21 protein-coding genes are annotated in these 13,705 nt (G+C 70.3%); 4 read left to right on the plus strand and 17 right to left on the minus strand.

Annotation, left to right across the window (positions count from 1 at the left end):
- Positions 1-57: 57 nt before the first annotated feature.
- On the minus strand, positions 58-648 hold the full coding sequence (locus tag ACFYZZ_RS18400; protein WP_389176721.1) for an aerial mycelium formation protein: 591 nt from the start codon (positions 646-648) through the stop codon (positions 58-60).
- A gap of 160 nt (positions 649-808) precedes the next feature.
- Here ACFYZZ_RS18400 and dtd point away from each other — a divergent pair, with 160 nt between their 5' ends.
- On the plus strand, positions 809-1,234 hold the full coding sequence (dtd, locus tag ACFYZZ_RS18405; protein WP_389176723.1) for a D-aminoacyl-tRNA deacylase: 426 nt from the start codon (positions 809-811) through the stop codon (positions 1,232-1,234).
- Between the two features lie 33 nt (positions 1,235-1,267).
- On the opposite strand, the gene ACFYZZ_RS18410 is transcribed toward dtd, so the two are convergent.
- The 6 genes from ACFYZZ_RS18410 to ACFYZZ_RS18435 form a co-directional block, all read right to left on the minus strand.
- Entirely contained in the window at positions 1,268-2,233 is a 966-nt protein-coding gene (locus ACFYZZ_RS18410; RefSeq protein WP_389176725.1) for a YgfZ/GcvT domain-containing protein, read from the minus strand.
- A gap of 10 nt (positions 2,234-2,243) precedes the next feature.
- Positions 2,244-2,681 carry a Fur family transcriptional regulator gene (locus tag ACFYZZ_RS18415; protein ID WP_386573755.1) on the minus strand — a complete coding sequence of 146 codons (438 nt, stop codon included), beginning with the start codon at positions 2,679-2,681 and terminating at the stop codon, positions 2,244-2,246.
- Between the two features lie 32 nt (positions 2,682-2,713).
- A complete protein-coding gene (locus ACFYZZ_RS18420; RefSeq protein WP_389176727.1) occupies positions 2,714-3,289 on the minus strand; it encodes an FABP family protein in 576 nt (191 codons plus the stop codon).
- A 209-nt stretch (positions 3,290-3,498) separates the two neighbouring features.
- On the minus strand, positions 3,499-4,344 hold the full coding sequence (locus tag ACFYZZ_RS18425) for a hypothetical protein (protein WP_389176729.1): 846 nt from the start codon (positions 4,342-4,344) through the stop codon (positions 3,499-3,501).
- Positions 4,341-5,192 (minus strand): hypothetical protein, encoded by an 852-nt coding sequence (locus ACFYZZ_RS18430; RefSeq protein WP_389176731.1) that lies wholly within the window; start codon positions 5,190-5,192, stop codon positions 4,341-4,343. The genes ACFYZZ_RS18425 and ACFYZZ_RS18430 overlap by 4 nt, the downstream gene beginning before the upstream one ends.
- Positions 5,189-6,010: a hypothetical protein gene (locus ACFYZZ_RS18435; protein WP_389176733.1), complete on the minus strand. Its 822-nt coding sequence runs from the start codon at positions 6,008-6,010 to the stop codon at positions 5,189-5,191. Before ACFYZZ_RS18435 ends, ACFYZZ_RS18430 begins: the two co-directional genes overlap by 4 nt.
- 102 nt (positions 6,011-6,112) lie before the next feature.
- On the opposite strand from ACFYZZ_RS18435, the gene ACFYZZ_RS18440 reads away from it, so the two are divergent.
- Positions 6,113-6,475 carry a DsrE family protein gene (locus tag ACFYZZ_RS18440; RefSeq protein WP_094217032.1) on the plus strand — a complete coding sequence of 121 codons (363 nt, stop codon included), beginning with the start codon at positions 6,113-6,115 and terminating at the stop codon, positions 6,473-6,475.
- A 10-nt stretch (positions 6,476-6,485) separates the two neighbouring features.
- Here the strand turns inward: ACFYZZ_RS18440 and ACFYZZ_RS18445 are convergent, their stop codons facing one another.
- The 7 genes from ACFYZZ_RS18445 to ACFYZZ_RS18475 all read right to left on the minus strand — a co-directional run bounded on the left by ACFYZZ_RS18445 (position 6,486) and on the right by ACFYZZ_RS18475 (position 9,968).
- Complete coding sequence (locus tag ACFYZZ_RS18445; RefSeq protein WP_389176735.1) at positions 6,486-6,749, minus strand: DUF3099 domain-containing protein; 264 nt, start codon at positions 6,747-6,749, stop codon at positions 6,486-6,488.
- An 89-nt stretch (positions 6,750-6,838) separates the two neighbouring features.
- Entirely contained in the window at positions 6,839-7,126 is a 288-nt protein-coding gene (locus ACFYZZ_RS18450) for a DUF1416 domain-containing protein (RefSeq protein ID WP_145875861.1), read from the minus strand.
- Between the two features lie 45 nt (positions 7,127-7,171).
- Positions 7,172-8,017, minus strand: a complete 846-nt coding sequence (locus ACFYZZ_RS18455) for a sulfurtransferase (protein ID WP_389176738.1) — start codon at positions 8,015-8,017, stop codon at positions 7,172-7,174.
- Positions 8,018-8,149: 132 nt separating this feature from the next.
- Positions 8,150-8,230 (minus strand): Ms5788A family Cys-rich leader peptide, encoded by an 81-nt coding sequence (locus tag ACFYZZ_RS18460; protein ID WP_350751515.1) that lies wholly within the window; start codon positions 8,228-8,230, stop codon positions 8,150-8,152.
- 198 nt (positions 8,231-8,428) lie between these two features.
- A complete protein-coding gene (locus tag ACFYZZ_RS18465; RefSeq protein WP_389176739.1) occupies positions 8,429-9,166 on the minus strand; it encodes a DUF2993 domain-containing protein in 738 nt (245 codons plus the stop codon).
- Between the two features lie 113 nt (positions 9,167-9,279).
- Complete coding sequence (locus tag ACFYZZ_RS18470) at positions 9,280-9,420, minus strand: hypothetical protein (RefSeq protein WP_389176741.1); 141 nt, start codon at positions 9,418-9,420, stop codon at positions 9,280-9,282.
- Positions 9,421-9,563: 143 nt separating this feature from the next.
- Positions 9,564-9,968 (minus strand): hypothetical protein, encoded by a 405-nt coding sequence (locus ACFYZZ_RS18475; RefSeq protein ID WP_389176743.1) that lies wholly within the window; start codon positions 9,966-9,968, stop codon positions 9,564-9,566.
- Positions 9,969-10,132: 164 nt separating this feature from the next.
- Here ACFYZZ_RS18475 and ACFYZZ_RS18480 point away from each other — a divergent pair, with 164 nt between their 5' ends.
- A complete protein-coding gene (locus ACFYZZ_RS18480; RefSeq protein WP_389176898.1) occupies positions 10,133-10,975 on the plus strand; it encodes a helix-turn-helix transcriptional regulator in 843 nt (280 codons plus the stop codon).
- Positions 10,957-11,163 (plus strand): DUF397 domain-containing protein, encoded by a 207-nt coding sequence (locus ACFYZZ_RS18485; RefSeq protein WP_389176745.1) that lies wholly within the window; start codon positions 10,957-10,959, stop codon positions 11,161-11,163. The genes ACFYZZ_RS18480 and ACFYZZ_RS18485 overlap by 19 nt, the downstream gene beginning before the upstream one ends.
- Here ACFYZZ_RS18485 and ACFYZZ_RS18490 read toward each other — a convergent pair.
- The 3 genes from ACFYZZ_RS18490 to ACFYZZ_RS18500 are packed head-to-tail and all read right to left on the minus strand — an operon-like array spanning position 11,160 to position 13,532.
- Positions 11,160-12,353: a hypothetical protein gene (locus ACFYZZ_RS18490; protein WP_389176747.1), complete on the minus strand. Its 1,194-nt coding sequence runs from the start codon at positions 12,351-12,353 to the stop codon at positions 11,160-11,162. The two genes, ACFYZZ_RS18485 and ACFYZZ_RS18490, sit on opposite strands and share 4 nt — an antisense overlap.
- A 4-nt stretch (positions 12,354-12,357) precedes the next feature.
- Positions 12,358-12,612, minus strand: coding sequence for a MoaD/ThiS family protein (locus ACFYZZ_RS18495; RefSeq protein ID WP_094217022.1), 255 nt, complete (start codon positions 12,610-12,612; stop codon positions 12,358-12,360).
- Between the two features lie 47 nt (positions 12,613-12,659).
- Entirely contained in the window at positions 12,660-13,532 is an 873-nt protein-coding gene (locus ACFYZZ_RS18500; RefSeq protein ID WP_389176749.1) for an alpha/beta hydrolase, read from the minus strand.
- Positions 13,533-13,705 lie beyond the last annotated feature (173 nt).

A 13,705-nucleotide genomic window follows, 5' to 3' on the forward strand; every position in this document is an offset into this window, starting at 1 on the left:
GAGCCACCGTAGGCATCCTCCGGACGACGTGTCGCCCCAATATCAGCCCGCCACCCCTCACATCAGCAGATCGTCCACCTGCGCCTCACCCACCCGGTAACGGCGGGCGATCTCCCCGCTGCAGTCGTCGGTGATGCGCTGCAGCCGCTGGCGGCGCCGGGAGACCTCCTGCTCGTAGCGGACCAGGCGGCCCATGGCGGTGGTCAGTTCCAGGTCGGTGCGGGCCGTGAGGTCCGACAGCTCGACCTCGCCGAGCATCTCCGCGGCCAGCAGCCGGTACTCCTCGTTGTGCGGGGTGCCGAGCGTGACATGGCGGGCCGAGGAGCGCTGCCGGGCCGGGGCGTCGGTGAGGATCTCCGGGAGCCGCTCCACCACGGAGGCGTCGGCGGGCGCCGGCACGGACGCCCGGCCGCGCCGGGCCAGTTCCGCGCGCAGGATGTCGATCCGGCCCTGCAGCAGCCGCCGCACATAGCTGAGGTCCGCCTCGTCGCGCTGCGCGTCACGGCGCAGGACGCGCAGTTCGGGCAGGCTCAGCGGGGCCAGGTCGCGCTCGGGCGGCTCCGCGGGCAGCGACGGGCCGGGCGGGCCGTCGCCGCGCTGCGCGGGCGGCCGGAACGTCTCCAGCCGCCCGGAAATCGGTGTGCTCATGTGCGTGTGACCGTCCCCTCGACCGGCGTGTGGAAGCATCGTGCCACCCCAAGTGGCAGCTATGTGACCGAGAGCCCCCGAACGGCCCCAGATGGGGGCTTAAGGAGCAATAATGGACCGCCTGTGACCACGGCCGGGGGCACCCGGCATGATGGTCGGCATGCGTGCGGTGGTGCAGAGAGTGGACGGCGCGAGTGTCGTCGTGGCCGGCGAGACGGTGGGCGCGATCGAGGGCGAGGGCCTGTGCGTCCTGGTGGGGGTGACCCACGAGGACACCAAGGAGAAGGCGGCCCAACTGGCCCGCAAGCTCTGGTCGATCCGCATGCTGGACGACGAGAAGTCCTGCTCGGACATCGACGCCCCGCTGCTCGTCATCAGCCAGTTCACTCTCTACGGCGACGCCCGCAAGGGCCGCCGCCCCACCTGGAACGCGGCGGCCCCCGGCGATGTCGCCGAGCCCCTGGTCGACGAGGTCGTCGCCCAGCTGCGCGCCCTGGGCGCGACGGTGGCCACGGGCCGGTTCGGGGCCCAGATGCGGGTGTCGTTGACGAATGACGGGCCGTTCACGGTGCTGCTGGAGATCTAGCACCGCGAAAGCCGGCGGCGCTGCCTCCCTGAGCTACGGCTCGACCACGACCTCCTGCGCGGCGGCCGTGTCTCCGGCCAGGAGCCTCGCGTCGGTCGGGACGTTGCGCTTCACCAGGGCCAGGGCGATCGGGCCCAGCTCGTGATGGCGTACCGACGTCGTCACGAAGCCGATCTTGCGGCCGTCGGGGCCCTCGTCCGCGAGGCGGATCTCGGTGCCGTGGACCGGCAGGTGGACCTCGCTGCCGTCCAGGTGCAGGAAGACCAGGCGGCGCGGCGGCTTGCCCAGGTTCTGCACCCGGGCCACCGTCTCCTGGCCGCGGTAGCAGCCCTTCTGGAGGTGGACCGCGGTGCCGATCCAGCCCAGCTCGTGCGGGATCGTGCGGTGGTCGGTCTCGAAGCCGACGCGGGGCCGGTGGTGCTCGACGCGCAGCGCCTCGTGGGCGAGCAGGCCCGCCGCGGGGCCGGACTCGGCGGCGAAGGACTCCAGGTCGGCGCGGGGCAGGAAGAGATCACGGCCGTACGGCGTCTCGCGTACGACGACGCCCCTCGGCACCTCGGCGATCGAGCCGGCCGGCAGGCTGACGACCGCGAAGTCGGCGGTGCGGTCGGCGACCTCGACCCGGTAGAAGAACTTCATCGACTCCAGGTACGCGAGCAGCGCCTCCTGGGTGCCGGGCTCCACATGGGCCCAGACCGTCGTCCCGTCGTCCACCAGGTACAGCGCGTGCTCGATGTGGCCGTGCGCGGAGAGGATCAGTGCCTCGGTGGCCTCGCCCGCGGGCAGTTCGCTGACGTGCTGGGTGAGCAGCAGATGCAACCAGCTGAGGCGGTCCTCGCCGGACACGGTGACCACCCCGCGGTGGGAGAGGTCGACGAATCCGGTGCCGTCGGCGAGGGCGCGCTGCTCGCGGAACAGGTCGCCGTAGTGGGCGGCGACGCCTTCGTCCACACCCTCGGCGGGGACGGCGCCGGGCAGGGACAGCAGAGGGCTCTTCATACGGGTAAGCCTACGACTTGGTACTTGAACCCTTGAGCGAACAGTCCTGGCATCGGCCGAAGATCGCGAAGTGCTTCATGTCGGTGTCGAAGCCGAACTGTCCCCGCAGCTTGGCCGTGAACTCCGCGGCCACGTCCACGTCGGCCTCGATCACGTTCTCGCAGTCGCGGCACACCAGGTGCAGATGGTGGTGGCGGTCGGCGAGGTGGTAGGTGGGCGCACCGTGGCCGAGGTGGGCGTGGCTGACCAGGCCCAACTCCTCCAGCAGCTCCAGCGTGCGGTACACGGTGGAAATGTTGACCCCCGACGCGGTCTTCCTCACTTCACCGAGGATGGCGTCGGGGGTCGCGTGCTCAAGGGTGTCCACGGCTTCGAGCACGAGTTGCCGCTGCGGCGTCAGCCGGTAGCCGCGCTGCCTGAGGTCGCTCTTCCAGTCGGTGCTCACCACACTGGAAAGTCTAGAGCCACCCGGTGGAAGGCCTACTTGAAGAACGCGATGCCGTCGTCGGGCAGGTCGTCCGGGAGGGCCTTGGCCCAGCGCTCGACCTCCTCCGGGGTGACGACCTTCTTCAGGTGGGCCGACATGTAGGGGCGCAGCTCGACCTCGGGGGTCTGCTTCTCGCCGACCCACATGAGGTCGCTCTTCACGTAGCCGTACAGGCGCTTGCCGCCGTTGTAGGGGCCGGAGGCCGCGGTGCGCGCCACCGCGTCCGTGACCAGGTCGATCTGGGGCTTCTTGGCGGCCATCTCGCCGTACCAGACCTCGACGACGCCGTCGTCGCGGACCATCGTCACCTCGACCTTGCGGTCGGCGTCGATACGCCAGAAGCCGTGCTCGGACTCCAGCGGGCGGACCTTGTTCCCATCGTTGTCCAGCACCCAGGTGTGGGACTGGTACTCCAGGAAGTCCCGGCCGTCGTGGGTGAAGGTGACCTCCTGCCCGAAGTTGCACTTCTCCGAGCCGGGGAAGTCGTGGACGCCCGCGCCAGCCCAGTTACCGAGCAGGAAGGCGAGGGGGACCAGGTCCTTGTGGAGGTCGGACGGGATCTCGATCATGAGCGGCAGTTCCTAGGTGGGGGTCAGCGCTGGCCCTGGTACAGCTTCTTCACGGTCAGCCCGGCGAAGGCGAGGACGCCGACGCAGACCAGGACCAGCAGGGTTTCGAAGAAGATCTCCACGGGTGCTCCTTGAGCGAGGGTGGGCGTACGACAGAGCCGGGGCCCAGCTTACGCGGCTGGGGCCCGGCCCTCTTTCCGAGGTCTGTCTCAGGTGAGCAGCTCGGTCTGCAGCGTCACGGTCTGCCGGAACGGCACGGCGTTCACGCCGCCCTTGCGGGACTGCGTGATGACCGCGATGGTGTCCCCAGCCGCGAGATAGGCCAGCCGGACCTGCTCGGCGCCGTACGGCTCGGTTTCGGTGTACGGCATGAGGGTGACACCGTCGATCTGCGCCGCGGACGGGAACTTCTCGTCCAGCACGTGGGCATCGGCTCCGCGCTCCGCGTACGTCGGGCCCGTGAGGCCGGTCAGTTCCTGTGTCATCAGCTGGTCGGCGACGGCAGCCGTGTCGAACTGCAGCAGGTAGATCCGGGTGTGCGTGCCGTCCTCGGAGGCCCAGCCACGGGCCGCGACATGTCGCAGGCCGTAGTCGATGAGCTTCTGCCCCAGCTCCCGGCGGTCGTCCTTGACCGCGTACCGGGTGACGAAATCCTGGGTCGTCAGCCATCCGCCGTGACCGCGCAACGCCTGTTCCTCGGTGGCGCCCTTCGACGCAGGCAGCAGCAGCGCACGCAGGTCGGCGTAGTGCGTTCCCGTTCGGTTCGCGTCGGAGAGCGGCCCCGGACTGCCGGCCGGCACCGGCGGCCTGACCAGCTCCGGATACTCCCATCGGCCGTCGGAGGCGGTGGCAAGGCCGGGCACGTCCGTCCGGTCGATCCGGGTGATCCCGAAGGCGGTTCCGGCTCCGACCACGGCGAAGACGGCCGCGGCAGCGGTCCACCGCAGCGTCGCCCGCAACACCCGTCGGTCCTTCCCCGAGCTGGGCGCGGGCGAGTCGCCGACGGGCGGCGACGGCTCGGGGGCCGGGAGCTGCGCCTGTGCCTGCTCGGTCATACGGCCTTCCCCGGGTCCTTGATGCGGTTGAGCTGGGCGGCGAGCATCTCCGCCACCCCCTCCTTGTCCAACGGCCCGGCCGAGGTCGCGGTGGCCGTGACCAGGACGTCTCCGACGTACCCGGAGCACACCATCATGTCGAGCTTCTCCCCCTTGTCGGCCGGCGGCAGGAAGCACGCGGCGTTCTTGTGTCCCTCGATGGCCGGGCCCTTGCGGAAGATCTTCATGGCGGAGAAGAACTCCTGCTGGAAGGTGGTCATGGAGCGCACGATCCGCCGGTCCGCCATCTGTGACAGCACGACCTGCAGGGTGAACACACCACCGGAGGAGGCTTCGGAGTCGCTCACCTGCACCGTGCTCAGGTAGCTGCGCATCGCCATGCCCTTGACGGGGTTCCGGTCGATCTGGCGCTCCAGCGACCGCCGCTGGGACCGGGGCAGCTCTGCCAGCGATTCCTTGCGCAGGGCCGTGGCCTGCCGGCCGGACAGTTCGGCGTCGGAGCCGAACCCGGCCAGGTCCGGGCCACGCCCGTACCGGTCCTCGCCGTAGGGCAGCAGCATGGCGCTCAGCCCGGTGCCCTGGGCCTTGGCGGGCTTGTCTGCGGACGCCTTGGGCAGGCGCCAGGTGGCGGCGCCCGGGTCGTGCTCGGCCTCGTGCACGACGACCGCGGTCCAGCCGACACCCGCGACGGCGGCGAGCAGCAGCGCGGCGCCACCGGCCAGCAGAGCGATACGGCGACGGGGGCGGTGGGTCTGGTCAGGGGAGGGATCCGAAGCGAGAACCTCCGCCGCTCCCTGCGCCTGCGGTACCTCGGGCTGTACCGGGTGCTCGGTGCTGTCGGTCGTCACAGCCGCTCCATCTGCCGCTTCGCCAGGCCCAGGATCGCGCTCTTCGGGACCGGCTTGGTGTCGTACATCCAGATCTCCATGGCGACGTCCCCGCGCCACGCATGCGCCTCCGCCTGGTACACGCTCACGCCGAACTCGCTGCGCGGATTGCGGTGGACGTAGGCCATTCCGTCACCCGTGCCGGGAATCGCCCAGCTGTCGGCGTCGTGCGCGTTCTCGGCCCAGTAGTAGCTGTCGTCGGCCGCGTCGTAGGCGCCGAGTACCTCCTCCTGCCGGTACTGGACCAGCCGGATCTCGACCGTGCGGGTGCTGCCCTCGCGCCACGAGACGACGGCGGCGCGGCGGAACTCCTCGCTGAGCAGCCAGCCGTAGCCCTGCGCCGGTTTGCGGTATGACTCCGCCAACTGCGTCAGGTCCATCCAGCCGTCCTTACCGACGGAGAACGGGGCCTCGCGCGCGTCGCCCGGCTTCTTCAGGAGGAGTTTGCGCAGGTCCCCGTCGACTTTGACCTTGCGGTCCTGCGCGGCGGACAGGGGTTCGGGTGCCTTCCCTCCGGCCTGGGCGAGCTTCGGCTGCGACAACGGGGGCAGCGCGGTGGGCTCGCGGTCGGCCTGGACGAGGTACCCGGCACAGGCGCCGGCGACCAGGCCGAGCAGGGCGGCGGCGCCGATCAGCCGGGGCGTACGGCCGCGCCGGCGGGGCCGGGACGGGTCGGGCGCATCCGGCACAACCGGCGCGTCCGGTGCGTCCGGTGCGTCCGGTGCGTCCGGCGTATCCGGCGTATCCGGCGCGCCGGATCTCTCTTCAGTTACTTCCAAGATGTCTCCCTGATCACGGGAAGCGTGGATTCCGTCATCCGCGCGCACAGGAGACTCATGGCATGTGCATGGAGTTGTAAGGGGAAGGATTACGATTCGGCCATGGCGAAGAAGCTCGTGATCAAGGTGACCGCCGGGGCCGACGCACCCGAGCGCTGCTCACAGGCGTTCACGGTGGCAGCGGTGGCCGTGGCCAGCGGGGTCGAGGTCTCGCTGTGGCTGACCGGGGAGTCGTCCTGGTTCGCACTGCCGGGGCGGGCCGCCGAGTTCGAACTGCCGCACGCCGCGCCGCTGCCGGACCTGATCGACTCGATCCTCGCGGCCGGCCGCATCACGCTGTGCACGCAGTGCGCCGCCCGGCGCGAGATCACCGAGAAGGACGTCCTGGAGGGCGTACGGATCGCGGGCGCGCAGGTCTTCGTACAGGAGGCGCTGGGGGACGAGACGCAGGCGCTCGTCTACTGAGCAGCCCGTCTCACGACCTGGGCCGCTTCTTCCCGTCCAGCTCGTCCCACCACTCGTCGGACTGCGGGTCCCCCGAGGGGTCGTCCCACCAGCGGTCGTCGGGCCCGCGCCGGTTCGCGATCATCGCGGCGACCGGCGGGATGATCATGGCGACCACGCACATGCCGACCGCCACGGGGATCGACCAGAGGCGCACGACTGCCCAGGCCAGGACGAAGAGACCGATGCAGGTCCCCATCATGGCGAGGTACACATGACGTCGCCTTGCGAGCACAACTCCAGGGTAGGTCCGGGCAGGCCGAAGGGCCGCACCCCAGGCGTCCAACCCGGGGGGTGCGGCCCTTCGGCCGGTTCTGAGGTTGCTCAGACCGCGATCGCGACCTCCGCGAGGCCGCCCTTCTGGGCCACGACCGTGCGGTCGGCGGTGGCGCCGGGGACGAGGGCGCGAAGGGTCCAGGTGCCCTCGGCCGCGTAGAAGCGGAACTGTCCCGTGGCGGAGGTGGGGACCTCCGCGGTGAACTCACCGGTCGAGTCCAGCAGACGGACGTAGCCGGTCACCGGCTCGCCGTCGCGGGTCACCTGACCCTGGATCGTGGTCTCACCGGGCTTGATCGTCGAGGCGTCCGGGCCGCCGGCCTTCGCTCCACACATGTCTTTCTCCAGAGGGGTCTGACCAGAAGGTCGGGTCGGGAAGGGTTACTTGTTGGCGCCGAGCTCGATCGGCACGCCGACGAGGGAGCCGTACTCGGTCCAGGAGCCGTCGTAGTTCTTGACGTTCTGGACGCCCAGCAGCTCGTGCAGCACGAACCAGGTCAGGGCCGAGCGCTCACCGATGCGGCAGTAGGCGATCGTGTCCTTGGCGAGGTCCACCTTCTCGTCGGCGTACAGCTCCTTGAGCGCGTCGTCCGACTTGAAGGTGCCGTCGTCGTTGGCGTTCTTCGACCACGGGATGTTGCGGGCGGTCGGGACGTGGCCCGGACGCTGCGACTGCTCCTGCGGGAGGTGCGCCGGGGCGAGCAGCTTGCCGGAGAACTCGTCGGGCGAGCGGACGTCGACCAGGTTCTGCGTGCCGATCGCGGCGACGACCTCGTCGCGGAAGGCGCGGATCGAGGTGTCCTGGGCCTTGGCCTTGTAGTCGGTCGCGGCGCGCTCCGGCACGTCGGCGCCGTCGACCAGCTCGCGGGCGTCCAGCTCCCACTTCTTGCGGCCGCCGTCGAGGAGCTTGACGTTCTCGTGGCCGTAGAGCTTGAAGTACCAGTAGGCGTACGACGCGAACCAGTTGTTGTTGCCGCCGTAGAGGATCACCAGCGTGTCGTTGGCGATGCCCTTCTTCGACAGGAGCTTCTCGAAGCCCTCCTGGTCGACGAAGTCGCGGCGGACCGGGTCCTGCAGGTCCTTGGTCCAGTCGATGCGGATCGCGTTCTTGATGTGGTTCTTCTCGTAGGCGGACGTGTCCTCATCCACCTCCACGATCGCGATGCTGGGGTTGTCCAGGTTGTCCTGGACCCAGTCGGCGTCGACGAGGACGTCGCTACGGCTCATGCTCTTCTCTCCTCCGGGGCAGTTACGGCGAGGCGTGCGAATGCGTACGGGTACGGCTCCGGTTCGTCCGGAGGCGCACGGGTGCCCTTCCATGAGGGCGGGGGGTGAGATGCGGAAGTCGGGGACTTTCGCTCAGAAGGGGCGACAGAGCATGGCGGCAACGCGGCACAGGTCGACTGCCCGCCGCTTCGTGAGATCCGCCTGTCGCTTCATGGCCCCGATCGTAGGGACGTCCGGGCGGGCGTGTCACCGGCGTGTCGGACTGTGAGACGAGATCGTCCGAATATTGGGACAAGAAAGCGCCCGGGGCGTCGCGGGACGGCCTCCGGGCGCTTGCGCCAGTCAGTGCTTCTGCGGTGCGGACGGGGGCGTCTCGCCTGTCGGACACCCGCCGTTCAGTCGGCTGTCGTACTACCCGGCAAGCCGGACGTTCGAACCCTTCACGCTGATCTCCACGCCGTCCTTGGCCGCCTGCACCTTGTCCAGCTTGATGCCGCCGGGGAGCTGGTCGATGGCCTGCTGGAAGTCGGTGATCTGGCGGATGCGGTTCTCGGCGATCACGGCGGCGCCGAGCTTGGGCAGGCTGTCCGCGTGCACCCGGACCCTGTCGTTCTCGACGGTCACCGAGCTGAGGACGGGCACCGTCTGCTTGAGCCCGACCGACGCGACGGTCCCCTCCACCATGACCTTGATCTTGCCGTGGCCGCCGTCGGAGAGGCCGACGACCCGGGCGGTGATCCCCGGGGCGACCTCGGTGGGCTCGGACTTGGCGGTCTTCAGCAGCTCGTCGTACGAGATCGTCGCGGTACCGGTGGCGGACGCCGCGGTGGCGGAGCTGTAGTCGCCGGAGAAGTCCACGCCCTTCATGTCGGCCTGGAGGTCGTCGATGCGGATGGTCTTGCCGTTGGTGCCGGTGGCCGCCTCGTAGTCCTTGATGCCGACCTCGACGTCGTCCAGGGAGCCGCCCGCGACCTGGGTGAGGAAGGGGAAGCCCTTGATGTCCACGTCCGGGGTCGACGCCAGGTTCTCGGTCGTCCTCAGCTTGTCCGCGGCCTCACCCTCGGCGAAGTGCACGGCGACGCGGTCGGCGATCACGAAGAGCCCGCCCAGGATCACGACGAGGATCAGGATTATTCGCAGGGCGCGCATGTGGTGGTTTCCCCCGGGTCGGCGGTCGTGTGCGGTGGTGTACGTGTACGCCACGGTAACCGGACGCACCGGACCGCCGGGGGGTTGTGGATCAGTTGTGACAAGGGCCCGGTTCAGCGGCCGGCCGCGACAACGGTTGCCACGAGCAGCGCGCCGAGGCAGAGGGCGACGAGTACGCCGCTCACCGCCGCGCCGTCGACCAGCCGGGGCCGCCGGTACCGACGCCGGGCGTGGGGGGTGGGGCCGTGGCCCATGTCGGGAGCGTCAGTCGTAGTACCGGCGAACCCGGGATGGAACGGCGGGAGCGCATACGCCGGCCAGGGGCGTGTCCGATCTCGCGGCGCCGCGTGTTTCTGCTGCCGCCGGCACTCCTCGTACGGCAGACCCCGGCCGCCCCTCATGCGCGGTGCTCCTGTCGCTGGTGCTGGCGAAGCAGGACGTTCGCGTCGGTCTCGGCGCTGCGGTCGTACACCGCCCGGGCCTCCTCGCGCCGCCCGACCAGTTCCGCGCAGCTCGTGCAGCCGGGAACGGGCGCGGGCGGGCGACCGACGTCCTCGGGGTCCGGCGGCGTGCTCATGTCGGCCGCGCGGGTGTGCTGGTTCGCCGCCCGCACTCCCGCGCTCAGCCGCTCCCGGTGCGTGGCCGGGCGCAGCGAGGCGGGGTCGGCCTGCCACTCCCGGCCGCCGCCGACGGGGCGCAGCATCGCGTACGGGCCTGACTTGTCCTGGTACTCACCCACCCTGCTCGTCGCCGGGTCGTAGAGAAGGGATCCGGGTTCGAGGGGCTCCGACTTCGTTGTCATCGGATTCCGCTCCTTTCCGTGAACGTCCGTGCGCAGCGCAAGCGCTGAACTACGCTGCGTGTTCGGGTGCTTCGAGCATGGCGCACGGAAGAGGCGTTTGGGCTGTTGAGAGGCCCAACTTCAACGCTGGGCCTGCCAAATTCAACAAATTCAACAGGAGCGGGATGCCGCAACGATTGGTGATCACGGGGCGGAGCCAGGAGCCGAGGGAGCGATTCACCGAGGAGTTACGGCGCCTGAGGACCGAGCGGGGCCTGAGCCTGCGGGACCTCGCGAAGGAGGTGGGCTGGGACTCGTCCCAGTTCAGCAAGATGGAGAGCGGGCGGACGCTGGGCGGGCCCGAAGTCGTACAGGCGCTGGACCAGTTCTACGGGACGCCGGGGTTGCTGGTGACGCTGTGGGAGCTGGCGGTGGCGGACCCGACGCAGTTCAAGGAGCAGTACAGGCGGTACATGATTCTGGAGTCGGAGGCGGTGAGTCTCTGGCACTACGGCGTGAGCAGGCCGCCGGGGCTTCTTCAGACCGACGCGTACGCGCGTGAAGCACTCGCGGCGGGTGGGATCAAGGGAAACGAGCTGGACCAGCAGGTAGAAGCGCGCATCGGCCGACGGGAGCTGCTGGAAGGAGGCGAAGCCCCGACGTTCCGCAGCATCCTTTCCGAGGCGGTCCTGCGGACTCCGTTGCCCAACCGGGGCGAGTGGCGGGAGCAGTTGGAGCACCTGGTGGAGATGTCGGAGCGCCCGAACATCACGCTCCAGGTGTTGCCGTTCAGCGCCAGTTTTCACGGTCTGGCGAGCACCACCATGATGTTCCTTCGGCTGCTGGACACCCGTACCGTGGCATACGCCGAGAACGACGTACACGGTGAACTGATCCCAGAACCAAGCAAGGTCGAGCGTTTCCAGCGCACTTATGATGCGCTGCGCGATACGGCCCTGACCCCGGCCGAGTCGCGCAAGTTCATCCTGCGGATGTTGGAGGAAGTGCCGTGCGGGCCATCGACCTGAACACCCTGACGTGGCGCAAGAGCAGCTACAGCAACTCGGACGGCGGTGAGTGCATAGAGGTGGCCGACAACCTCCCTGTCGTCCCCGTCCGCGACAGCAAGCACCCCGCCCGCGGAGCCCTCCTCTTCGACGCGGGCGCCTGGTCGGCCTTCGTGGACGGAGTCAAGCGGCAGGTCAACGGCGCCTAGCCCAGGGCGCGCCCCAGTACCCACACCACCGGTGCCGCCGCCGACAGGGGAAGGGCCACGCCCGCCGTGAAGTGGACGAAGCGGGACGGGTAGTCGTAGCTGGCGACCCGGTGGCCGATCAGGGCGCAGACCGCGGCGGCCGCTCCCAGGACGGAGCCCTTCGCGCCGAGGCCCGTCATGCCGCCCACGGCGATGCCCGCGCCGGCGGCGGCCAGCACCGCGACCACGACCGACGCCGGGGTCGGCAGCGGCAGCGCGCGGGCCAGGATCGCCACGGCCACCGCCGCCGCGCCCACCGAGACCGCGTGCGGGTCGGCGGCCAGGTAACCCGTCGCCAGGACCGCGAGGGCCGAGGAGGCGACCGTCGCCATCAGGCCGTACATCCGCTCGTCCGGCGAGGCGTGCGAGCGCAGCTGGAGGACCAGGGACAGCAGGACCCAGACGCCGAGGGGGCCGAGGATCGCGGCCGGCGCGTTGTCGCGGCCCGCGGCCAGGACGGCCACGTCCGCGGTGAGCGCGCCCAGGAAGGCCAGCGCGATGCCCTGGCGGGCGGGCCACATGCCGTTCAGCCGGAACCAGCCCGCCGCGGTCACGGCCTGGAGCAGCACCAGCGGTACGACGAGGGCGTACGAGGCGACAGGGGCCGTCGCGGCGAGGAGCAGGCCCAGCCCGGCGGTGAGCAGGGCCGGCTGCATGCCGGGCTCGATGATCGGGGAGCGGCCTTCCAGGCGGGCCCGCTGTGCGTCGGTGATGCGGGAGTTGCCGGAGAGGGTGGCGGGGCCGTAGCCGGGATCCGCCTCGGACTCGGCCTCGGGCACAGGCGCGGGCTGCGGCTGCCGGTACTGCTGCGGCTCGGGCTGCGGCTGCTGGTATTGCTGCGGCTCGGGGGCCGGTGCCTGCGGCGCGAACGGCTCCTGCGCCGGCAGGTACGCCGTCTCCGCCGCGTGCACATGCCCGTGCGTCTGCGTCTCCCAGGTCTGGCCCTGCCACTGCTGGGTGTGCTGCGGGTCGTACCCCGTGTGCGGGTAGGCGTCGCCGTACTGGTCGTACCCGGCCTGGGGCTGCTGCCCGGGCCAAGCCTGCGGCGCCGCCTGGTGCTGCTGATGCTGCTGGTATTGCTGGTGCTGTCCGTACGGGTCGTAACCCTCGTACCCCTCGTACGGCCCGCCCTGATACGGCTGGTCGCTCAACGCCTCATCCTCCTGCGAACGGCGGGAGCACCTCGACCGTGCCGCCCTCGGCCAGCCGTACCGTCTCATGCGCGCGGGTCCCCACGGGGTGACCGTCGACGATGAAGGAGCATCGCTGCAGGACGCGCGTGAGTTCACCGGGGTGTCGCTCACGCACCGCGGCGAGCGCGTCGGCGAGGGTGGCCGCGTCGTACGGCTCCTCGGCGACCTGGGCCGCGGCCTTGGCAGCGGCCCAGTAGCGGACCGTGACCTTCGGCATCTGGTTCCTCAATCGACGACAAGAGACTAGGGACGGATGGTGTCAGGCTAAGGCACCCCGGCGGCGCCGGTACGCGCGTTCCCGTCGCCCCAGTCGCCGATCCGGGCCAGCAGGGCCTCGTCCGCCGCGTGCTCGGCGTGGCCCATGCCGGGCTCCAGCCAGAGTTCGGCGTGGTCACCGGCCGCCTCGGCGAGCATCCGGGGGTGGTCGAGGGGGAAGTAGCCGTCGCGGTCGCCGTGCACGATGAGCAGCGGGGTGGGGGCGATCCTCGGGACCGCCTGCACCGGGGAGAGCGGCACCGGGTTCCACTCGCGGTGGTGGATACGGGTGCGCAGGCCGTAGCGGCCGACCAGGCGGCCCTCGGGACGGGTGACCAGCCAGTGCAGCCGGCGCATGGGGGCCGTGCCCCGGTAGTACCAGCGCGCGGGGGCGCTGACCGAGACCACCGCGTCGACCGTGCCCGGGTACAGGGCCGCGTGCCGCAGCACCACCGAGCCGCCCATGGAGAAGCCGACGGTCACCACGCGCGCGTGCCCGAAGCCACGCGCCCACTCCACCGCGGCGGCCAGGTCCAGCACCTCCTTGTCGCCGACCGTGGACCGGCCGCCCGAGGCGCCGTGGCCCCGGAAGGAGAAGGTGACGACGGCACCGTAACGAGCGAGGACGCCCGCCACCCTTCGTACATGCGGCCGGTCCACGTCCCCGGTGAAGCCGTGGGCGATCACGAACACCAGGTCGCTGGAGGGTGGACGTGAGGTGTCCGAGGCTGCTTCGTATACGACCGCTGCCGGGTTGTATACGGAATGGACCGGAACTCCGTCGGCCGTGTGCAGAAACGTCCTGTTAGGGGCCCGTCTGCCTGTCTCGGGATTCGGACGAACGGTGGAACGTGCCGCATGACCTGCCGGACGGTTGCTCATGTGGGCTATTCTGCTGGGCAGAGGACTCGGGCAGCGTAGCCCCCGGGTCCTTTTGTGCTTTCGGAAGCGTTGTATACGAAGCGGGAAACCTACGGTGACCGCGGGTGTACGGGGCCTTCGGGATCGCAGAGCAGTGCCGCACCGCACACGTCCTCGCAGGGACCGAGGAGGAA

This window comes from Streptomyces sp. NPDC001816, assembly GCF_042892235.1.
Taxonomy (GTDB): Bacteria; Actinomycetota; Actinomycetes; order Streptomycetales; family Streptomycetaceae; genus Streptomyces.